A 22,205-nucleotide genomic window follows, 5' to 3' on the forward strand; every position below is an offset into this window, starting at 1 on the left:
ACTGGTGTTGGTGTTACCACTGGTGTTGGTGTTACCACTGGATCATTTGTAAATAATGATGCAGGTAATTCATCTCTGGTAAGTACATATTCATGTGTATAATATTTCTTTAACATATCTAATGAGGTATATGTTTCTGTGTAATCATAAGAACCTACATAAGGAACTACGAATTCTCCACCCCAAGTATTGTTCCAGCTCCATGGAATCTTATCTTCCATTAACTGGTCTGGATCAATTAATACACCATTTTCAGATAAAGTAATAATCTTTGGAGTGCTTGTATAAGCTAATGCTTTTAAGAAACCATTTGCTTGTGAGCTGTAGTCCTGCTTACTTGCATAGATATCTTCACCGATAATATCTACATATTCATCACCTGGATACCAATCAGCTGACTGTCCGTTCCATACCCAGATTAAGTTGTTTAATCCATGATAATTTGTCAGTCTGTCATACATTAATTTCCACAGTTCAATGTAAGGACCTGCTCCTTTTGCTCCCCACCAGAACCATCCGCCGCTAGCTTCATGTAATGGTCTCCACAAAATAGGAACTCCTGCATCTTGTAATTTTTTAAGCTGAACTGCAATTGCATCAATATCACGAATCAAAGTTGTATACTCTTGTGATGTATGATCTGCCATAGCAACAGAAAGGTCATATGTAGTGTTTGCAGTGTAGAAACCGCCCCACTTCTTACTGTCATCTGTAGAAGCGCCAATTGGTGACTGCCAGTGCCAGCAGAAAGTTACAAGACCGCCATTATTCCACCAGTCAATTGCTTTTTCGGTATCTTGTCCAGGATTACATCCTAGAGCAACACGGCTTGGTGAATAATCGCTGAAATCCAAACCAATTACAGCTGGATATTTTCCAGTCTTATTGTAAATTGTATCAATTTCAGTGTATCTTGTTGTATAAGCAAACTGTCCAGACAAAATATTTTTACCATAAATACTTGTTAAATAAGTCATCAACTTTTGTGTTGCAGCAGTAGCATTTGGGTTAATTAAAGTATCTGGAATATTAGTTGGGATATTTAAATCATCTGCTAATGATATTTCTAAGTAGTCAATTAATACCCAGCCCCAACATCTGGTGATACGAATTTTGTTTTCACCAGCTGCTAATTTTACAGTACCAATTGTCTTCTGTTCAAATGCAGCATTTTCATCTAAAATAGCATTGAATGACTGACTACCGTTTACTGTAACTGTTTCTTCCTTATATCCATACTTTGCACAAAATCCAAGATCTAACTTATAACGGCCTGCTGTTGCAGCATTTACCGTAAATTCAATATAAGATCCTGTATCTTTTAAACCGTCTAAGTAACCTGTTCCTGAATAGCCTGACTCTGTGCTGGCAACTTCAGCACCAGAAATATAAGCATCCTCTGCTTCATAGCGCACACCTGCCGCCTGAACTTTGGCACCAGGTACATAACCTGATAACATCGTTACAAGTAAAGCAAGCGTAAGAACTAATGAAAATGTTTTTCGCTTCATATTTTTCATTCTTGAACTCCTCCTAATTTTTATTATAGTTATATTATAATACAAATCAGGTGAGAAATCTTGATTTTTCGTATCGTGTAGTTTTTTTTAGTATATCATGTTAGGTAAATTTCAGTTAACTTCATTAACTCTATAATAGTTTGGATTTATTTTTATAACTTAATTCATATTTATTACACTTTAATTTTAAGCAAAATAAACTTTCATTAATTAGGTTCATCTTTTTACAGTTGATTTCCAGTTAAACTATTTTGTTAATTATAAAGTAAAACACATACACAAACAAACCAATATTTTAGTTTAACAAAAAAAGAGAACTTCCAGGTTTACCCCAAAAATTCTCTTTTTTCTTATCCTATTATTCTTCTTACCGCATAAATAGTCCTATAGTTATAATTTGATATCTTAATTCCATCCTCTGGATTACTGGCATGAACCACCTTGCCTCCACCAATATACATCGCCACGTGATTTACTGTACCATTTCTTGTATAAAACAACAAATCACCTGCCTGAAGCTGGCTCACACTAACTCCTGAACCAGCATAAACCTGCTGGCGGGACGTTCTTGGAATAGTATATCCAAAATTACGATATATCGACTGGATAAAGCCTGAGCAGTCTGCACCGTTAGTCAGACTGGTTCCGCCCCATACATATGGATTTCCAACAAATTGCATTGCATAAGCAGCAATGTCAGAACCTACCGAAGAATATGCTTCTCCATAGGTCTGTTTTATGGCAGTGCCTCCCTCTGTCTGGATCACGTCTGTTTCTTGTTCTCCCAATTGGGCTTGTTGCTCTGCCAATTTTGCCGCCTGTTCTTCAGCAATTCTTGCCTGCTCTTCTTCAATAGAAATGGCATATTCAAATTCATAGGTTAGTAGCACATATTCCTTTGCCACATACCCCTTTTGCCCTTCTGCCTCAATTTTCACCCAGTTCTCTTTTTCTTCCAGTACGTGGTAAACTGTTCCTTCTGGAACTAAAGTCAGACATTTTGACGACTCATCTGCCTTCTCTCTAACCTTCAGTGTCTGAGTGTTCACTGTTGCAATTTTGGTTGCATACTCATCTAGTAATGGTTCTGCTTCCTGTCCAATTGCTAAGTACTCCTTGGCAATATACCCCTTCACGTCTCCGGATGTTATCTTTACCCATCCGTCATCTACAAGTTCTACCGTTGCTGCACATCCTTCATACAGCTTTCCAACAATCTCTCCCTCCATATCAGGCTCTTTTCTAATGTTTACATAATCCGCTGCTATAGAAACTGCAAGATTTGCATATGGTGAAATCTGTACAAAGCTATCTGTCAAATCCACAACTGTCTGACTAAATGCTTCTGCTGACATTACATTTATAGGCAAACCTTCATTGCTTGTAATCGTAGTATTCGTGAAACTGGTTATACTTGCACTTGCTGTTATGTTTATAAAAAATGGTGTTGCCAAACAAAATACGATTTTTAGAATATTTTTTCTTTTCATAGTCATCCTTTACATGTTACATCTTTATTACAATTGTTACAGATTTGTTAACAACTGTATTAAAATTATAGCAGAGGATTCTAATACTGTCAATTTGTAAAAATTAGCAAACTAATTGTTTTGATACACTACTGAGCTTCTCACAGGTTTCTTCAAATTCTCTTTCAGCCGTTGACATCTCTACAATGCCTGCCCCAGCCCGAAGCCACGCATTCTCTTTATTTTGAAATACAGTACGTAATACAAGTGCTGCATCCAACACACCGTTGTAGTCATATGTAATAACACTTCCACTATATAAATTTCTTGGTTCCTCTTCTAAACGTCCGATTGCCTCAATAGACTCTCTTTTTGGAATACCAGAAGCCGTAACTGCTGGAAACAAGGAATTAAATGCGTGCCATGAATTACAGTCTTTTCTCAATTTCCCTTTTAGTCTGGATGCCAAATGCTGTACCGTTCCCCTTTCTAAAACAGACATAAAATCTGTCACAACCACACTGTTTTCCTCACACACACGCTCTAATTCTTCATATGCCAGCTTTACAGAGACAGCATGCTCTGAAATTTCCTTAGAATCTCTAAGTAATTCTTCTTTCAATTTTTGTGTTTCTTCACGATTTTCCTTCATAGCACGGGTTCCTGCAAGGGGAAATGTACTGACATATCCATTTTCATCTACTTCTGCAACTGTTTCAGGGCTAAAACCAATTACTTCAATCCCCTCTAATTTGATAAAATAAGATCTTGCTGGCGTATTCACTCTGCGCCCTGCAATATAGCTGGCTGCCATATCCAAACGTTCTTGTAGAGAAAGCTTTCTTGATAAAATAATTTTATTATACTTTGTGTCCTGAATTTCTCTAACACCCTTTGTTACAATGTCTTTGTAATAGTCTTTTTTTTCTGTAAAAATATAAGGAAGCTCCATTTTTTCCTTTGCAACTCGTTGTTTCAGCTGCTTGCCATCATCTGTTCCATTTATAAGTTCTTTTAACAAATTGGACAAAGTCTGTAACTCCTCTTTTTGCAATGAACGGAGCAGAATTTTCCCATTACAGATTCTTACCTCTGATTTTGGTATAAACATTTTTAGCAGACAATCCTCCTCTGCCTGTAACGGCAAATGATAGTTATAATATGCCAGTCCAAAATTTGCAATTCCATAGGCGCGCCAGCCCTTTATTTTTACACATGAAAATGCCTTTTCCACAGAAATACTTAAATCATTATTTTCCAAAATAATTTCTTCTTTTTCCATAGAGAGTATGGTTTGCTCTGGTGTTGATTTTAGCATTGCGTAAATTCCAAACCCAGCTGAAAGTTCTCCATTATTTTCATAGACTACAAAATTATCATAATTGCTTTGCTCACAAACCTGTACCATTAAAAAATGAGCATCCACATCTGCCTCCAGCTGTTCTTCAAAATAGCATACATCCATTGCCGATTCCTCCAGTTTTTTCTTATCAATTTTTCCCAGCTTTGTGAGAGGCCATGCATCAATACAGCTTAATTGATCAGGCATTTTATATTGTGCAACCCCCATATTCCTTAGATAGTTATGTACCTCATCTATTGTAAGATCCTGATTTCTGGTTATTAGAAATGCACAGCTGCGATGTCCTAAATTTTTATCCGGAATGCCAATTACCACTGCCTCCTGAATTTCATCATGGGTACATAAAAAGCCTTCCACCTCTGCGGGCATGATTTTTTCACCTGCCCTATTAATCTGCTCCCTGACTCTTCCTCCCATCTGTAGATTTCCTTCCCTTGTAATTCTCGCCCTGTCTCCTGTATAATAAAATCCATCCTCTGTAAAACAGCTTTTATTTACTTCTGGCGCCCGATAGTACCCCCTGATTGTATAGGGACCTCTTGCCAACAGTTCCCCATACTCACCCTGCTGTACATCATTTCCCATTTCATCCACAATTTTTATTTCATCTGCATCTGATATGGGTTTTCCCTGGCAGGTACAAACGATGTCCTCTGTGTCCTCAGGAGATGTAAAACATATTAATCCTTCTGCTGTGCCAAATACATTTTGAAGCTTACATTTCATTTCTGTATGTATACGTCTTGCAATGGTTTCTTCTAATAATGCGCCTCCTACCTGAAGTAATGCCAGGCTGGATAAATCGTTTTCATCATCCCACTCCAATACTTCCAAGTATAAGCTGACCAAGGATGGAACCAGCGCCGTAATCGTAACCTTTTCCTTTTCAATAAGAGGAAACACTTCATCTGGACTTGTGCTGTAACTCATTACCACCTTTCCACCTACAGAAAGTGTTCCCAACACTCCTGGATTTCCAAATGCAAAATTGTGGGCAATCGGCAATACCGCCAGGTACACACTGCTTTCGTTCAAGCTACTGGCTCCGGCTGCCATCTTTACATTATACCAATAATCCGTCTGGGTTCTCGGTATTAATTTAGGAATTCCTGTTGTACCTCCTGATAAAAGCAGGACGGCTATGTCACGATGAGATGGTGCCACTAATGCTGTCTTTATCCCCTTGATATCGGAAAGTTTATAGCAACCATCCACATTTCCGTCCACAATTAAATATTTGACGGTTTCTGTTTTATCAACGATTGTTTTTGCCATTTCAACATATTGAAATCCCATATACTCATCTGGAATAATATAGGCAACCGGCTTTGCCAGCTCAATAATTTTTGTTATTTCAGCCTCACGATGGGCTGGCAATACAAAAACAGGAATTGCTCCCACCCTTGACAATGCAAAAAAGACCGTCATAAATGAAATTCTATTAGGTAGCTGCACAATAACACGTTCTCCCTTTTTTATGCCCATTTGTACAAATCCATATGCCATTTCATCCGCTTTCTCATTTAATTCTTCATATGTAATTGTTCTATCGCCTTCTACAATAGCAACTCTTTCTTTATACTTTTGCGACCATTGGTTTAACTGATCTCCAAAATTGGTTTTTTCCCAATACCCAGCATCTTCATACCTCTTGGCAAAGTTTCCATACTCATCCATTGTACTCATATATTTTCCTCCTTGCATACAAACCGGCTTATAATATTTCTTTAGTTAGTTGTAGCTAACTAAAGACTATTTTAATTTTTTTCTTGTCTGTTCTGCAAGTCTGTAACTAACTGTTTTTTCTCAATAGGTGGTTTTTGATAATTTTAATCATTGGTTCATAAAAAACAGGCTGTACCCGCCAGCCTGTTTTTTATTATTATCTATTATTTTATTAATAATTTTCTGCTTTTATCTGGAAATACGCCTTAGGATGTGCGCAAACTGGACAGACATCTGGTGCCTGCTTTCCAAATTCAATGTGCCCACAATTGGAGCACTGCCACATCACGTCATTGTCCTTTGAGAAAACATAACCGCCTTCTACGCTTGCAAGAAGCTTTCTGTAGCGTTCCTCATGCTCCTTCTCGATTTTGGCAACTCCTTCAAAAAGAGCTGCTATATCCTCAAAGCCTTCCTCTCTGGCTACCTTGGCGAATGAAGCATACATATCTGTCCATTCATAATTCTCACCATCGGCTGCATCCTTTAAGTTTGCAATCGTATCTGGAATGGAACCACCATGTAATAACTTAAACCATATTTTAGCATGTTCCTTTTCGTTGGCTGCTGTCTCTTCAAACAATGCTGCTATTTGAACGTAGCCATCTTTCTTTGCCTTTGAAGCATAATAGGTATACTTATTGCGTGCCTGTGATTCTCCAGCAAATGCCGCCATAAGATTTGCTTCTGTCTTCGTTCCCTTTAGTTCCATTTCTCAACCATCCTTTCACTGCTTTATTCTGTTAGTCCTCAATTTTCTCAAAATCTGCTGCTCCATGCTTACAGATTGGACAAATAAAATCTTCAGGCAGTTCATCCCCTTCATAAACATAACCGCATATTTTACAACGGTATCCCTTCTTTTTCGCTGGGGCTGGTGCTGGTTTTATGAACTGCTGATAATAAGCGTAGGTTACAGATTCCCCCTCAGATAATACATCTGCGTCTGTGACATCTGCCAGAAAAAGTGTATGAGTGCCTAAGTCCATGGACGATACTACTTTACAGGAAATATAAGCATTTGTATCCTTCGTTAAATATAATATACCATTTTCACTTCTGCTTTTATCCTCATAGCCTTCAAACTTGTCCACTGTTTTTCCACTTTGAAAACCGAAATGCTTAAAAACTTCAAATGGCACAGAAGTAGTAAGTGCTGAAACATTAAATACTCCCGTATTTTGTATCATGTCATGTGTAAGATTCTGCTTATTAACGGCCACCATAACACGATTAGGTGTTGTTGTTACCTGCATCACTGTGTTAACCACACATCCATTATCCTTGCCAGCTTCACAAGCTGTCAGCACATATAGTCCATATCCTATCTTGTACATTGCCTGTTGATTCATACTTACCTCCTCTTATAACGTAATACTTTTACCAGTCCTATTCCTGAACTTCGAACTGATCTTTTCCCACTCCACAAACAGGGCAAACCCAGTCTTCTGGTATATCTTCAAAAGCTGTTCCTGCTGCAATTCCGCTATCTGGATCGCCTGCCTCTGGATCATATTCATAACCACAAACTGTACATACATATTTTTTCATATTCATTTACCTTCTTTCCTTATTTTTTTACCTGCTATTCATTGTTTCCTTTCAAAGAAACAAGTATTCTATTCTTTAAATCAACCAGCTCGTCCATCTGGGACTCTTTTAAAGCTGATTTAATAGAAAGCGGTTTTTCAAACATTTCTATATTCTTCATTTCCTCTAAAATCTGCTTCATATTTTTATAAGCAGCTGGTGCCCATGAACCATTTTCAATTAATGCTACTGTTCTATTCTGAAAATTATGTGCCTTTAGATCCAACAGAAATGTCTCCATAACCGGATAGACACCGCCATTATACGTTGGTGCTGCAAGCACAAGATGACTGCAACGGAAAGCCTCTGATACCAGCTCTGATACATCTGTATTAGAAATATCATACATTCTGATATTTTTAACCCCTTCCTCTGCAAGTTCTGCTGCCAATATGTTTACCGCCTGCTCCGTATCGCCATACATAGACGCATAGGCAATCATAACCGTATTTTCTTCTGGTTCATAACGGCTCCATTGATCATATTTATTAATAAAATATTCCACATTACTTCTCCAAACTGGTCCATGCAGCGGACAAATTATTGCAATATCCAGATTGGCCGCCTTTTTCAGCAGTGCCTGCACCTGTGCGCCATATTTTCCAACTATGTTCATATAGTATCTTCTGGCATCATCCATCCAGTCCTGCTCAAATAAAATTTCATCATTAAAAATATTTCCATTCAATGCCCCAAATGTTCCAAATGCATCTGCTGAAAATAGAATTTTACTTTCCATATCATAAGTAACCATAACCTCTGGCCAGTGTACCATCGGTGCCATATAAAACTGCAAGGTATGCTTTCCTGTGGATAAGGTATCTGCTTCCTTTATCACTACAGAACGAGAATCTATATCAAAATCAAAAAACTGTTTTATCATTTGAACGGTCTTGGCATTCCCTACAATCTTCATATCAGGGTAAATACTTGCAATTTCCTGCAAGGTCGCTCCATGATCAGGCTCCATATGATTTACAATTAAATAGTCAATGGTTTTTTCTCCTAATAAGCCCTTTAAATTCTCTATAAACTGTCTGCTTACAGCAAAATCAACGGTATCAAATAAAACATTCTTTTCATCCAACAATAAATAGGCATTATAGGATACTCCTCTTGGAATCGGAAATATGTTTTCAAACAAAGCGAGACGCCTGTCACTTGCACCTACCCAAAAAATATCTTCCGTTACTTTTCTAACGCACTTCATTTTTGACCTCCCATCATTTAGTTAATTGTTTCATCTTATAGTATATAGTATGTTAAGAAAAAAACAATATCTAAATTGCAATTTTTTCTTCGGCGCTCCACATTAAGCTGTATTTTCCTTTTTTACAAAGCAGTTCTTCATGATTGCCCTGTTCTACAATTTTACCATTGGAAAGCACCAATATCTGATTTGCCTTCTGTACAATGGAAAGGGTATGTGCAATCATAATAACCGTCTTTTTCGCTTTTAGCAGATTACGAATTGCTTCTTTAACCGCCAGCTCATTTTCAATATCCAGCGATGCAGTCGCCTCATCTAATAATAAAACTGGGCTATCTTTTAAAATTGCTCTGGCAATAGAAATTCTCTGCCGTTCCCCACCAGAAAGCTGATTTCCATTTTCACCCACTGGTGTATCATAACCTTTTTCCATTTTAGAAATGAATCCATCACAATTGGCAAGTCTGCATGCCTCTATAATTTCTGTATCGGCAGCGGAAGGTCTGGCATATCGAATATTATTTTTAATCGTATCATTAAATAAAAAAACCTCCTGATCCACCATAGAAATATGCTCCAGCACCTTTTCCGCATGAATTCCTTTTGTAGAAACACCTCCTATTTTTATGTCTCCTGCTATTGGTTCATAATATTTTGAAAGCAAATTTAATATAGTAGATTTTCCTGATCCAGAATCTCCAATTAAGGCTGTAAGCTTTTGATTTTCTGCTTTAAAGGAAACTTCCTTTAAGACAGGCTCATTCTCTTGATAAGCAAAGCTGACATGGTCAAATTCGATGTCGTGGCTGGCTGGCGAAAAAGGCCTTTCGTTTTTTTCTTCCTCTTTTTCATCTATTACCTGGGTAACGTGAAATTTAGAAATCATTAGGTTTTTGTAAGAAGTTAGATCCACAAAAATGGTACTATTTAATTTGCAAGAAAACACTGGTATTATACTTACCATTAAGAAATCAACCACATTTAAATTACCAGTAAGCCATCCACTTCCGCCAATCATAATTGCCAAGGGAAGACAAAGCCATTCCAAAATACTATACCCTGTTCCAATTGGAATTACCATTTTTTCATACACATAGCTGATATCACTGTATGCATACATAGATTTTATTACGGTTTTATTCTTTGTACCGCCGATTCCATACGCACGAAAGGTCTGGATTCCTGTAATGTATTCTGTTATATTACTTACATTATCTGATAAAATCTGATTTTTTTTATTTCCATACTTTTTTACAGAACGGAAGGAAAGCCACAGGGTCGGTATTAATAACAAACTTCCTATTAACAAAACCAAACCTACATTCCAGAATATTACACTAATAAAAACAATTACCATAGTGACCAGTGTAATATTTTTTACAATATCTCCTGCCCTATGTGTTAAAATCGTTTCGTAATTATTAACATCTGCTGTTGCAACGTTGATATATTCGCCTGTCTGGCTTTGGGAAAATCTTGATAATGAAATATTTTTCATTTTGTCACCTAGAAATATACGAATATTTTTACTAACTCCTGCTCCCCCAATCTGTCCCTGAGTATATCCCGTTGTAAAAATTACGAGGCGTACCAAAAAGACCAGAAGCAATATTCCTGTCAATGTTACTAATTTTTTTACGTTCATGGAATCTTCCCACAAAGCCTGCATAGTACGGTAAAGTATCATAAAATTGCAGCCCGATAAAATACCTTCTATTACATTGAATCCAATGGAAAGATAAAATTTTTTATTTTTTTTCATAACCTCTCTAGCCTTCATATGCTGCACCTCCTTCTACTGAATAGGAAATTCCCCTTGCCTCCTCATAATTGTTCCATGCCTTGTGGTAATACTCATTTTTCTCTTTCACTATATTATGACTTCCGAAACAAGTAATCGTGTGATTTTCCACAACTCCCACCCGGTCACACTGTCGTACGACGCCCAGCCGATGTGCCACAATAATTACAGTTTTACCTTTGCAAAGATTATGAATGGCTTTATCAATTTCCACTTGATTTTCAGGATCTGCTGCGGAGGTTGCCTCGTCTAAAATCAAAATAGGCGCATTTTTCAAAATAGCCCTTGCAATAGCAATTCTTTGTTTTTCTCCGCCTGAAAAACGTGAGCCAAAACTGCCTACTAATGTATCATATCCATTGGGCAATGCCATAATAAAATCATCAATTTGTGCTTGTTTTGCTGCAAAACGTACCTGCTCTAATGTAGCATTGCTGCCCATTCGTATATTTTCCAGTACACTGTCCCTGGTCAAAAACGTTTTTTGAAAGACAAAGGACACATTTTTTAATAAAGTTTCATAATCAATATCCTTTACGTTTTTCCCACCAATTTCAATTGCTCCCTGCTGTACGTCGTAGAAACGTGCAATCAGTTCAACAATTGTACTTTTGCCTGCACCAGAGCGTCCTACCAGAGCTATTTTTTCTCCATCCTTTATTTTCAGATTGCAGTTTTGTAAAATATTTGTTTCCCCATCATAGGCAAAGGTTACATTTTTCAAAACAATATCATGCTTTTTCGGAAAATCGTTTCCACCTTCATATGCGGGAATATTTAATATCTCCTCCACCTTCCGCACTCCGTTTAGTACCTGAGCGAAGTTGGAACCAAGTTCCTGTAACGGACGAAGCTCCGTAAGATAAAGTGAACCAATGAAAGCAAATAAAATAAAAGTACTGGCACCAACAGACCCTTTCATAAACCAATATCCCCCAATGGGAACCATAAGGAGCAGACCACATTCAATAATAATGACATATGCAGCATAAGGAGGCCCCATACGCTTTGATATTTCCACCCACACAGAATGTTCATCTTCTACAGCATCCGAATACTTTTTAAAAGAACGGCTGCCCATGCTATAGGCTTTTATGACTTTCATCCCACTTATATATTCAATCATGGTCGCATTTAGACTAGAAATGGAACGGTTAGCACGTTCCATCATCTGATCCGTTCCACGGAACATAACCCCCATTACCACAAAGGACAGAATCAAGGGAACCAATGTGATAATTGCCAGTTTCCAGTTCACAGTACATAAATAAAAAAATACTGCAACTGGTCCAACGCAATAATACACTAATTCTGGTAAATGATGTGCCAGAAACAACTCCAGCTTTTCAATATTTTCATTTAGAACGGTTTTTATTTCTCCTGTATTCCGTTCACTTAAATTCCCTAATGGAACCTTTGCCATATGATCAATTACCATGCAGCGAACTTTATAAAGCGCATTATAAGCACCCTTATGAGAAGAAACTCCTGACATTCCAAAGAAAAAAAACCTAACTACAACAGCGGCTCCAATCACAAATCCATATCTCATTAAAATCTCTTTTGTACAAGTATTGCTGTAGGTATACTCCATAATTTTATACACCCCATAATATGGAACCATAGTGCATAACCCACTAATGAATGACAGCAAAACAGAAAGATATAAGAAGTACTTATCCTTTCCTGCCCATTGCAAAAGTGTTGCCAACTGATCTCCTATTTTTTGTTTCATAAAAACACTTCCTTTCGTTGTCTATTGTACGCAATCATTTTTTTAATTTCTGCTCCATTTGACCGCAAATAGCCCGATTGCAAATTGTTTTTCTATATTGCAGCGGAGTCATGCCAAAGGCTTCTTTAAAAGCCTTCGCAAACTTGCTGCCATTCTCATATCCACACTCTGCCGCTATGTCTAAAACGGATTTTGCTCCATCTGACAGCAGTTCCTTGGCACACTGCATTTTATAAGACCTGCTATAGGCAAATACACTAGCACCATATACTCTTTTAAATCCTTTTTCCAAATCCGTACTGTTCATACCTATTATATCTGATAGCTTCCTCACGGTAATATGCTGATCCAGGTGACTTACAAGTATTCTTCTTGCATTTTTAATTTTTTCGACTGAATCCTTAGGAAAATAAATCATTTTATGATTTTGGTAATCCTCCTCTGTCATTAAATACAAAAGCAATTCCATTACCTTCAGCTTCATTAAATGGGATTGATGCTTTTTGGGCAAAACAAAAAATTCCTTCAAAATATGTTCTACGCTTTCATTTGCATGACTAACTCTACAGGTGTCTGCCATTAAAACAGCTTGAAAAAACATATCTCTACGAAACTCATTTGTACCCAGCATTTGATTCATACTTTGTATTACATCTGGCAGATAAAGCATAATGACAATTCCCTGAAATGGCTTTGCACTAAAATCACAAGACACTACATCTGCCTTACAATGAAACATGGAAATATCCCCATCTGTCATATACGTATAGGTCTGGTTTTTGAAAAGCATTTCGATATGACCCTTCAGACAATAGGTAATCTCTATGCAGTCCTCCTGCACCTTAGCTGTTTTGCAAATGGGGCGGTGGAGCCGGATATCATTAAAAATAATTTCTACTCCTGGAAGAACCGGATAACACGTCATAAGTCCTTCTCCCATAGAAGGAGAAAGCCTGTATAGAATTCCAGACATTTCCATTCTTTCTTGTTGGATTAGCTGTCCAAACAAGGTCTGAGCTGTTTCCATTTTTTTCATTACAATACCACCATCTATTCTTTTATAAACATTTTTTGCAGCTTCTGAAAATGCTCAGAATCAACAGAATAGTCATCTGCCAGCCTTCCGTCTTTGAAATGAAGTACCCTGTTACAGGCAGAAGCCAGAAATTCATAGTCATGGGTAACAACATAAATAATTTTATTCATCTGTGCCAGCTTCTTTAATAAATGGGACACCTGTATCATACTATCGTAGTCAAGTCCACTTGTAGGTTCATCAAAAATCAGTATTTCTTTTTTGCAAATCATACTGACCGCAACTGCCAGACGCTGCTTCTGCCCTCCTGATAAGGTGTTTGGATGTTTATCCTTATATTCATATAACCCAAGCTCTGTCAATGTTTTGGAAACCAAATATGTATCTGGCTCCTTGATACCAAAGGAACATTCCTTATCCACACTTTCTGCAAAAAGCTGATAGGATACATTCTGCATTACCATATAGCAAAGCTTCAGCCGTTGCCTGTCATTCATTCTTTTTCCATTCCAGAAGCATTCCCCGTCATGATTTTTATGAAGTCCGCAAAGCGCCCTTGAGAAGGTTGATTTCCCTGCTCCATTCTGTCCAACGATACCAATGATTTCTCCGTACTCAGCAGACAGTGATACCTGCTCCAGTATCCTTTTCTTTTTATAGGAAACACTAAAATTTTTCATTTCTAATAATGGAAGATTCTTTTTTGGGGTTATCCCATCTGGCTGAACCTGATTCAAATCAAATGCCCGCAGCCCCATACCAGCACATTGCCAAACTGGAATATCCAGAAAATCCTTTTTCTGATAAATATTTTTTACTTCACCATCTTCTACGTATACAATCCGGTCTACAATGTCTTTTAAGTAATACAATCTGTGCTCTGATATTAAAATTGTCTTGTTCTCATTCTTTAAAAAGGACAAGGTATTCTTTAAATCCCCAATCGCATCTACGTCTAAATTAGAGGATGGTTCATCTAAAACAAAAACCTCTGGTGACATAGCATAAATGGAGGCAAAAGCAACCTTCTGCTTTTCACCTCCGGAAAGCTCCATAATACCTCTTTTTCTTAGTTTTTCCATGCGCAGTTCCTTGGTAGTTTCCTCAATGCGCCTTTTCATTTTACTTTTTGACCATGACATGTTTTCAATACCAAAGGCAATTTCACTTTCTGTATCTGTATTAAAAAACTGTGAACGGGGATTTTGAAAAACAGAGCCTACTTTTTCAGCAATCAGGTGCATCGGCGTCTCTGAAATGTTCATTCCATCCACATGCACCTCCCCTGTCAGCTCTCCTTCATAAAAATAAGGAATCAATCCATTTACCAGCCTGGTAATAGTCGTTTTTCCGCATCCACTACGTCCACAAAACAAAACGCACTCTCCTCTTGCAATTTCTATATTGATATTATAAACTCCACCTGTTTGTTTGCCTGCATACTGAAACGTCACATTTTTAATTGAAATCAAGGCTTTATCCTCCCCCTACGCAAGTATCGTACCAAGCAAATACATAGTAAATACAATGGCGCAGACTGCATCAAAGAAATTGAAATGGATTTCTTCTAAACAGGTTCTTTTCTTATCTGTCTCAATTCCTCTTGTAACCGCTGCAGCGGATAATTCATCCGCTACCTTTGAGGCAGATATCACAAGGGGAACGTAAACACATTCTATTGTACGCCCTGGATGAACCAGCACACCTGAGAGGGATGGTGCCACATCTCTCATTTTTATGGAATCTTTAATATATCCCCAGTCTTCTCTTATCATAGGAATATAGCGAATCATTACTGTCATGGGAATTACAATGTTTTTTGGCATTTTCATACAGTTCATTGCTGCCATAAATTCACTAACCTGGGTTGTGCCAACTAATATACCACCTGCCATAATACACGGAAACATTTTTCCTATAAAATCGGTGAATGCAGAAAGCATAAGTCTTGGAGTCCCTGATAAATACAACGCACCCATAATAGAAACACTAACCAATAGCACATATAACATTGCCATGCCAAAACTGTAACGCATTTTTTTATTTAATACACCAAAACATAAAATTAACATTACCAGTCCACATTCGTAGTAAATAGAAGTGGAAAATGAAATTACTAGTGCACAAATTAACAGAATATATAATTTGGTTCTGGGATCTGAATGAAATATTTTTGATTTTTTATTCTGCATATTTTCCCCCTTATACAGTTATTCCTGCTTTTTCAAATTGTTTATTTAAGAGCCATTTTCCAATTAATCCACTTATGAATGCCACCAACAGCGTTCCAATAATAATGGCTGGAAGCATCCACATCTGTCCTGTATTGGTCATAGTATCCAGATAGTCCTGCTCGGTACCTTTTTTAATCATATAACTCATAAACGTATCTCTTGCCAGGAAAAAAGTTGCGTATGGTCCGACTCCCGCTAAAGAAAATACCATATACGCAATAATGTTTAGTCTAATCTTTTTAAAACCACCAGCTGCTGCGATATAATTTGCAACGATGCCCATTAGGATATAGCCAATATCGGTAGTCCAGTGCATTCCTGTTGCAAATAGGATTGCCCCTGTTACAATACCTGTTATAATAAGTGGCCCATTCTTTGGTACTTTGGCAATTAAAAGTAAAAATACTGGTCCTGCTAATAAAGCACTTCCAATTGGTACTGCAAAAGTTAAAACAGGATTTACTCCAAACACTGCTCCTCCAAGCATAATCAGCACAAAACAAAGTGCAGCAAAAATACCTGTCGTAACCATATCCTTTATGGTCATTCCTTTATTATTTTTTTGTGAAATACCTGACATATCATATGCCTCCTTTATGTAATCATTCTGTCGCCATTTTGGCTGTTGCTATTGACAAGATACCTGCTGCGTGCTAGTCTAATACTACAGTTAGTATCTGCTAACTAATTCTGGTTCATTATATACCACGCTATTTTGTTTCGCAATCACTTACAGAAACATTCGTCTAATCGTGATACTTTTTTGCCCAATCGTGGTATTAGGAGGTGCTTAATGAAAAATATTATCACAAGTCTGCATGATCCTCTTTTGATTTCACGAGGCTTTTCATGCGTTGAATCTATGGAAAAACAAAATAGCAAGGAAATGCGCTACCAGCTAAATCCGGAAATGGGAACAGGCCAGTTCTGGTACTATCTGGAAAAGAACTTGTTTTCTATCGTCATACACGACTTTACCTTTTATGAAGATTTTATTTTAGAGTGTCAGCTTCCCGACTATCTGAGCATTACCTATTATCATTCCATTTCTGGTGAAGAACTGAACCCTTACAGGCGCCTCTCTGCTGGCCGTGTCAGAAGCTGTATTGGATGCCAGACCACTTATAAGGCCTTATTTCATAAGAATATCCCCATTCAGTCTGTAGGAATTGAAATTACACCTGAATACTATGAGGATTACTTGCGGAAAAAGTTTCCTGATGAATATATTGATGTGAAAAATTCTTTAATAAATATGGGGGATGCCATTCATTTCCATGAAATGGTGCTTCTTTTGAATCAAATTAGAAATTTTCGTGGTACGGGGGTGGCTGCCAGATTGTTTTATGAGGGCAAGGTGGCAGAAGCAGTTTCTTTAGTTGTGGAGAAAGCCAGATTTTTGGGTGAAAAAGCTTTGGTCAAAGTTTCTAATCAGGATTTAAGAAATATTGAGGTTGTGACAGCTTATATGAATGACCATTTTGCAGGGGATTTGAAGCTGGAACAGCTTTCTCAGATTGCCTGTATGGGAACCACGAAATTAAAGACGACTTTTAAAGCAGTCAATAAATGTACCATTACCGAATACATACAACACAGGCGCATTAGCCAGGCAGAGCAGCTTTTGACCAATACTGATTTGAGTATCGGCCAGATTGCACAGATTATTGGCTACTCCAGTGCCAGCCGGTTTTCAGAATTATTCCGCAAAAATACTGGACAGCTTCCAATGGAATATCGGAAGCTGTCCAGCAGTTCTGGGAATTGTTTTTGAGGGATTGGAAGAATTTTTAGTCTAGGGTTATGTTTTTAAATGGAGTTTATAATATTCAGTTCCAGTTCGGCGGTAGCCCTTTGATTTTCCCTTTTTTATCCAAACAACTTCTACATTTTTTTGATAGATCCGATACTGTACGAACCTTTGTACAAGCCAAACATTTTTTTACTTGTTTTTCAAAATCACCATAGTAACTATTTTGGAACCTTTGTAACGCTTTTACTTCTAGCTCTCCAACAATAAGACTGTCATTTTCTCCACCCTTTATCTTTAAAATGTCTTTAAAATCAGTTTTATATGGACCCGTCACTCTTGAATCTCCATATTTTGAAGTATTTGCTTGAACAACTAAAGTATGTAAATCTCTAGCAGCTGATTCCACTATACTAGAAAAATAGTTTGTATCCCTATTTAATTGTGGCACACACAGAAAATCCACTTCACCCTTCATTATCAATCTGGAAGCAATATCTGTAAATTCAAAACATAAAATTGTACTAAATTTTTCCTTTCCGTTATTTACCATATAATATGTAGGTTTGGAAGGATTTTTACTAACATATCCTAGCGCGGCTAATTCCATTCTTTCTTCTGGCGCATAATAATTTTTTTCTCTAATTAATGGAATCATATTTTTAAAGTATGTCTTTCCACATGTACTTGCAATAACACAAACGGTATTAAAAACTCTATCATTACAAGCAATATATTGAAGTCCTGTAACAACTGTGATTCCATATTGTTTTGAAAAATTACCAATATCGCTGAGCCATAATGCTGGCATATAAAATTCTGGAAATACTAAATATTTTACCTTTTCTTCTTTTGCAGCATTTAAAATTTTGTATAAACTCTGTTTCTTATTAACAGTTATCCCCTTTGCCGGATGTAATAATATATCAATAACTTCATCCTCATTAATTTTTGTATTTACCAAGCCCACCTTGGTATTTTTCTTATCACATTGTTCAGTTATAACCACATCTTTTCTAGCTATATTTAATTCTTCAAAAATTTTCTCTTCGTCATAAATTATAGGATTTGGTATTTTTTCACTCAAACAATTCATTCTTACATAACGGTTAAATATTGAATCATTATCATCTCGCACAAACTTATTGTTACTTCCGATTGTAAAGTAAAAAACGCAAAAATATAGCTCATGTAAATGAATAAATCTTGGTGACCAGCATATTTTTTCATCATCTAACTTAAATATTTTTTTTCTAATTGTTACATCTGATAAGATAGCATTTAAGTTCATATTGATTAATGGAATTTCATTAATACTATCATCCATAGAATAATTTATTAGTGGAAATGAGACCATATTATGACTGAGCATATTTGCCTGTCTTATCTTACGACCTAATATTTTATGCTTTTTCAACTTTCCCCTGTCATAATCCAATGCAACAGCCAACCCAATCGAAATATCTAGTTTAAGCAATAACGAACGTTTCAATTTATTTAATATTGTCTGCTTCTTTTTTGAATATATTTCATCCTCTTCAATATAATCAAACGAAAGAGTTTCTATCTCTTTTTTGACATTAAGATAAAACGTGTTTGCCCTATCCTTGTCTTTACATAAAATTAATAATTCAAAAATTGTTCTCCACGTATTTGAAAATTCAACTGCCTGGCTTCCCGAATAAAAATTAACTATATCTATTAAATAATTCACCATATACTGTTTATCATAAGATGCATTTTTTAAAATTCTCTTTAAACCATTAATGAATAATGTTGCATTATAATTATCACTTTCCATAAATTCAAGATTTCTTATTTTCATGGAATCATCAGTAGAATTCATAGTATAAGCTCTGCCATTAAATGAATCACTTAAAACATCTATGTCTGGTAATAGATTTGCTTCACTTGAATTTCTTTTGATTTTTTTATAATACACATCAAGAAGAATATTTTCTTTACCTCTTTCAAAATAAAAACAATTGACCTTTTCACCTTGCAATTTGACTGATGGTTCTACAAAAAATTCATATTCACCCTTTGTATTCTTGGTATTTAATATTCGCTTCTTGACTAGGATGTTTTCAATTATTTCTTCCGTTGATATATATTCTATTGGACCAGTTCCAACAACTATAAGCATATCATCTACATATCTTCCATAATACTTAGGAGAAAGACCTTTTTTTATACTATTGTCAACCCCCTCAAGTGCTATATCCCTCAATATTAATGGACTTATTAAACCAATAGGGAATACAGACTTTCCCACTGATTTCTTAATTCCTTTTTTGTACTTAACAACTAATTCTGTATATTTAGTATATATATCACTTATTATTGATGTAATAAATTCGATTTTGGTGTATCGTTCATCATTATTAAATAATTTAGCAAAATCTCTAAAATCAAAGTCTATATAATAATAAAAGCTTTTCAAATCTAAGCTAATCATAACCGTATTTTCATTTTTACATGTTTCCATGGCTGAATCTATTGCTTTATTTCTCCACTTTGTATAACATTGAAAGTAAGGTTCGAAACAACGATTAGATTTAAAATCTATTCCTGCAATCAAATCCTCTTCCTTGTTAAAAACCCCTTTTTTAAATTGACCTGCATGAGAATAGATGAAATCTCCCTGGTGTTCTGTATATATTTTTTTTACAAATAGAGTCCACATTAAATCTAGAATTAACAATTCCACAGGTAACTCTATTGTAAAATTCACCTTGGAAATTTTTTTATTCTTATCTACATTTCCACGTATAAGCCCTGTATCGCTGTTAATACTCTTAAATGTTTTCGGCAAAACACAAAATTTTACCTGCTTTTTCAATTCTTCAAAATACTCGCGGTTGTCCTCGAATAAGTTCTTCGCTAACATTTCCAATTTATCTTTAAATTTCTCATCTGCTTCAAATTCAACTATATTCATTTTTATATACAACAATGTCTTATCATAATAATAATATGATTTGAGTTTTTTGTAAGAGCCTTCCACCATATAACGTACATTTTGCAAATTATCAAACATCTGTTTCACCTCTACTCCATCCAATCTAACATCTGTTCATTCAATTGTTTCTTTACTACCTTCCAATTTGAATAAAACTGATCCATATATGCCCTAAACTCATCATTATGATTTTTTACATATAGATGAACTAGCTCATGAACGATTACATAATTCAAACATTCTGGTGTCTTTTCTTTTCCACTTCCCCAATACTCATAAGTAACTCCCTTCTACTCCTTACCTTTTAAGTACTTTTCCATGTCTTTGTCAAATTCCGATATATACTCTTTATCTTGCCTCACTCGAAAAATCTGATATGCGTCATCTACTTTTTGCAATGCATCTTTATGCGATATCGCACCCTTCCCTTCTAGTACATTTCTTCGGTTATTTTTTAAGAAGTTGTCCGTTTCATTTAGCCAATCCTGCATACTCATTAATTCTTCATCTTCTGCCATTAACTCAGCATAGTCTATAAACATAGTCACTAGACGGTTTAATTTTTTTATTTCTTTTTCATTCAAATAATTCTTGGCAACAATCACATCACGCTTTAAAATCTTTCCATCAGGAGCATCTTTCCATGTAGTTAATCCCATAGTTGGATGTTCTGCATCTACTCTTTCACTAATGAGTTCCGCTGCTGTTTTTCCTGTAATTGCATAATGCAGTTTGTTTTGAACAAAGGCATAGAATTCTTTGGTTAGATTACTATTTTTATCATAGTCATAGCTGCACTGTTCAAATATATCTGCAATTTTCTGATAAGCCCGTCGTTCACTTGCACGAATTTCTCTGATTTTTTCCAATAATTCATCAAAGTAATCTTTGCCAAACGGCTTACCATTTTTCAGCATTTCATCATTTAAAACAAAACCTTTTTGAATATATTCTTTTAAAGTTTTGGTTGACCACTGGCGAAAACGTGTTGCTTTTTTTGAATTCACACGGTACCCAACTGCAATAATCGCATCCAAACTATAAAATTCTAATTCTCTGTTTACATTTCGATTGCCTTCTTTTCGAACTACCGAGAATTTCTCGGTAGTTGAATTTTTTTCTAATTCTTCCTCTTTATAAATATTTTTCAAGTGTAAGGAAATATTGTCCGTAGAACAATCAAAAAGTTCTGCCATAGATTTCTGCGTTAACCAAAATGTTTCATCTTTGAAATAAACATCCACATACACATTGCTATTGTCCAAGCTATAGAGTAATATTTCTGCTTTATATTTTTCTATATTTCCCATACGCCCTCCTATAATAATCGAATCCTTCCCGTTAATAATTCCTGCATTGTTCTTTTCAAAATTCAGCTCAGGTTTTTCAAAAATTGCAACTAACCCTGTTAGTTTATCAACTGCTTCTTTCTCTGTTCCCAAAACATCACTATTGAAATCAGCAACATCAATTACACCTTTTAGTTCACTAGCTTCAGCAAGCGTACTGATTACAATGTTTATTTTCTCTCCAATATTTGGATTTCCTTACTACAATTATTATATCTCTAAACTGTCATATTGGCAATCAACTTTCGACATTCTACATATGATTTGTGGGAACTAGTGCTAAAGACAAGGTGGTGAAGCTGTTTCTTGCGTTGTAAATAAAGCCAGATTGCCCAGTTCATCGGCTATACTAGTGCCAGCCGGTTTTCAGAATTATTCCGCAAAAATACTGGACAGCTTCCAATGGAATATCGGAAGCTGTCCAGCAGTTCTGGGAATTGTTTTTGAGTTCATAATTTATC

The 22,205-nt window shown here is 36.1% G+C and carries 17 protein-coding genes and 1 pseudogene; 2 read left to right on the forward strand and 16 right to left on the reverse strand.

The features are described from left to right. From BM305_RS10015 to BM305_RS10075, 13 genes are all read right to left on the reverse strand, one after another. Positions 1 to 1,520: glycosyl hydrolase (locus BM305_RS10015; RefSeq protein WP_092560570.1), on the reverse strand; the 1,520-nt coding region annotated here is incomplete at its 3' end. A 350-nt stretch (positions 1,521 to 1,870) separates the two neighbouring features. After that, complete coding sequence (locus BM305_RS10020; protein WP_177214672.1) at positions 1,871 to 3,010, reverse strand: C40 family peptidase; 1,140 nt, start codon at positions 3,008 to 3,010, stop codon at positions 1,871 to 1,873. A 103-nt stretch (positions 3,011 to 3,113) separates the two neighbouring features. Further along, positions 3,114 to 6,038: a salicylate synthase gene (locus BM305_RS10025; protein WP_092560572.1), complete on the reverse strand. Its 2,925-nt coding sequence runs from the start codon at positions 6,036 to 6,038 to the stop codon at positions 3,114 to 3,116. A 211-nt stretch (positions 6,039 to 6,249) separates the two neighbouring features. Further along, positions 6,250 to 6,789, reverse strand: a complete 540-nt coding sequence (gene rbr / locus BM305_RS10030; protein WP_092560573.1) for a rubrerythrin — start codon at positions 6,787 to 6,789, stop codon at positions 6,250 to 6,252. Between the two features lie 31 nt (positions 6,790 to 6,820). Next, positions 6,821 to 7,429, reverse strand: a complete 609-nt coding sequence (locus tag BM305_RS10035; RefSeq protein WP_092560574.1) for a flavin reductase — start codon at positions 7,427 to 7,429, stop codon at positions 6,821 to 6,823. A gap of 37 nt (positions 7,430 to 7,466) precedes the next feature. After that, positions 7,467 to 7,628, reverse strand: a complete 162-nt coding sequence (gene rd / locus BM305_RS10040; protein ID WP_092560698.1) for a rubredoxin — start codon at positions 7,626 to 7,628, stop codon at positions 7,467 to 7,469. Positions 7,629 to 7,662: 34 nt separating this feature from the next. Further along, positions 7,663 to 8,877 (reverse strand): FprA family A-type flavoprotein, encoded by a 1,215-nt coding sequence (locus BM305_RS10045; protein ID WP_092560575.1) that lies wholly within the window; start codon positions 8,875 to 8,877, stop codon positions 7,663 to 7,665. Positions 8,878 to 8,947: 70 nt separating this feature from the next. Further along, positions 8,948 to 10,657: an ABC transporter ATP-binding protein gene (locus BM305_RS10050; protein ID WP_092560576.1), complete on the reverse strand. Its 1,710-nt coding sequence runs from the start codon at positions 10,655 to 10,657 to the stop codon at positions 8,948 to 8,950. Then, on the reverse strand, positions 10,647 to 12,413 hold the full coding sequence (locus BM305_RS10055) for an ABC transporter ATP-binding protein (protein ID WP_092560577.1): 1,767 nt from the start codon (positions 12,411 to 12,413) through the stop codon (positions 10,647 to 10,649). Before BM305_RS10055 ends, BM305_RS10050 begins: the two co-directional genes overlap by 11 nt. Positions 12,414 to 12,447: 34 nt before the next feature. Beyond that, on the reverse strand, positions 12,448 to 13,449 hold the full coding sequence (locus tag BM305_RS10060) for a helix-turn-helix domain-containing protein (RefSeq protein ID WP_092560578.1): 1,002 nt from the start codon (positions 13,447 to 13,449) through the stop codon (positions 12,448 to 12,450). A gap of 14 nt (positions 13,450 to 13,463) precedes the next feature. Continuing rightward, positions 13,464 to 14,921, reverse strand: a complete 1,458-nt coding sequence (locus BM305_RS10065; protein WP_092560579.1) for an ABC transporter ATP-binding protein — start codon at positions 14,919 to 14,921, stop codon at positions 13,464 to 13,466. A gap of 15 nt (positions 14,922 to 14,936) precedes the next feature. Next, positions 14,937 to 15,641, reverse strand: coding sequence for an energy-coupling factor transporter transmembrane component T (locus BM305_RS10070; protein WP_092560580.1), 705 nt, complete (start codon positions 15,639 to 15,641; stop codon positions 14,937 to 14,939). Positions 15,642 to 15,651: 10 nt separating this feature from the next. Further along, a complete protein-coding gene (locus BM305_RS10075) occupies positions 15,652 to 16,263 on the reverse strand; it encodes an MptD family putative ECF transporter S component (RefSeq protein ID WP_092560581.1) in 612 nt (203 codons plus the stop codon). Positions 16,264 to 16,476: 213 nt separating this feature from the next. On the opposite strand from BM305_RS10075, the gene BM305_RS10080 reads away from it, so the two are divergent. Continuing rightward, positions 16,477 to 17,457, forward strand: coding sequence for a helix-turn-helix domain-containing protein (locus BM305_RS10080; RefSeq protein ID WP_092560582.1), 981 nt, complete (start codon positions 16,477 to 16,479; stop codon positions 17,455 to 17,457). Positions 17,458 to 17,512: 55 nt separating this feature from the next. On the opposite strand, the gene BM305_RS10085 is transcribed toward BM305_RS10080, so the two are convergent. From BM305_RS10085 to BM305_RS10095, 3 genes and pseudogenes are all read right to left on the reverse strand, one after another. Further along, complete coding sequence (locus BM305_RS10085; protein ID WP_177214673.1) at positions 17,513 to 20,275, reverse strand: reverse transcriptase domain-containing protein; 2,763 nt, start codon at positions 20,273 to 20,275, stop codon at positions 17,513 to 17,515. Between the two features lie 209 nt (positions 20,276 to 20,484). Next, positions 20,485 to 20,634, reverse strand: a pseudogene (locus BM305_RS10090) (M48 metallopeptidase family protein); the annotation flags it as partial. A 51-nt stretch (positions 20,635 to 20,685) separates the two neighbouring features. Next, complete coding sequence (locus BM305_RS10095) at positions 20,686 to 21,705, reverse strand: virulence RhuM family protein (RefSeq protein ID WP_092560699.1); 1,020 nt, start codon at positions 21,703 to 21,705, stop codon at positions 20,686 to 20,688. A gap of 366 nt (positions 21,706 to 22,071) precedes the next feature. Here BM305_RS10095 and BM305_RS18795 point away from each other — a divergent pair, with 366 nt between their 5' ends. Continuing rightward, positions 22,072 to 22,191 (forward strand): AraC family transcriptional regulator, encoded by a 120-nt coding sequence (locus BM305_RS18795; RefSeq protein ID WP_143099159.1) that lies wholly within the window; start codon positions 22,072 to 22,074, stop codon positions 22,189 to 22,191. Positions 22,192 to 22,205 lie beyond the last annotated feature (14 nt).

Origin of the sequence: Anaeromicropila populeti (assembly GCF_900112775.1) — a bacterium.
Taxonomy (GTDB): domain Bacteria; phylum Bacillota; class Clostridia; order Lachnospirales; family Lachnospiraceae; genus Anaeromicropila_A; species Anaeromicropila_A populeti.

Excerpts from the sequence above, each read along its gene's own strand:
- BM305_RS10020 (WP_177214672.1), bottom strand. The coding sequence starts at position 3,010 with ATGAAAAGAAAAAATATTCTAAAAATCGTATTTTGTTTGGCAACACCA.
- BM305_RS10025 (WP_092560572.1), bottom strand. The coding sequence starts at position 6,038 with ATGAGTACAATGGATGAGTATGGAAACTTTGCCAAGAGGTATGAAGAT.
- rbr (WP_092560573.1), bottom strand. The coding sequence starts at position 6,789 with ATGGAACTAAAGGGAACGAAGACAGAAGCAAATCTTATGGCGGCATTT.
- BM305_RS10035 (WP_092560574.1), bottom strand. The coding sequence starts at position 7,429 with ATGAATCAACAGGCAATGTACAAGATAGGATATGGACTATATGTGCTG.
- rd (WP_092560698.1), bottom strand. The coding sequence starts at position 7,628 with ATGAAAAAATATGTATGTACAGTTTGTGGTTATGAATATGATCCAGAG.
- BM305_RS10045 (WP_092560575.1), bottom strand. The coding sequence starts at position 8,877 with ATGAAGTGCGTTAGAAAAGTAACGGAAGATATTTTTTGGGTAGGTGCA.
- BM305_RS10050 (WP_092560576.1), bottom strand. The coding sequence starts at position 10,657 with ATGAAGGCTAGAGAGGTTATGAAAAAAAATAAAAAATTTTATCTTTCC.
- BM305_RS10055 (WP_092560577.1), bottom strand. The coding sequence starts at position 12,413 with ATGAAACAAAAAATAGGAGATCAGTTGGCAACACTTTTGCAATGGGCA.
- BM305_RS10060 (WP_092560578.1), bottom strand. The coding sequence starts at position 13,449 with ATGAAAAAAATGGAAACAGCTCAGACCTTGTTTGGACAGCTAATCCAA.
- BM305_RS10070 (WP_092560580.1), bottom strand. The coding sequence starts at position 15,641 with ATGCAGAATAAAAAATCAAAAATATTTCATTCAGATCCCAGAACCAAA.
- BM305_RS10075 (WP_092560581.1), bottom strand. The coding sequence starts at position 16,263 with ATGTCAGGTATTTCACAAAAAAATAATAAAGGAATGACCATAAAGGAT.
- BM305_RS10080 (WP_092560582.1), top strand. The coding sequence starts at position 16,477 with ATGAAAAATATTATCACAAGTCTGCATGATCCTCTTTTGATTTCACGA.
- BM305_RS10095 (WP_092560699.1), bottom strand. The coding sequence starts at position 21,705 with ATGGGAAATATAGAAAAATATAAAGCAGAAATATTACTCTATAGCTTG.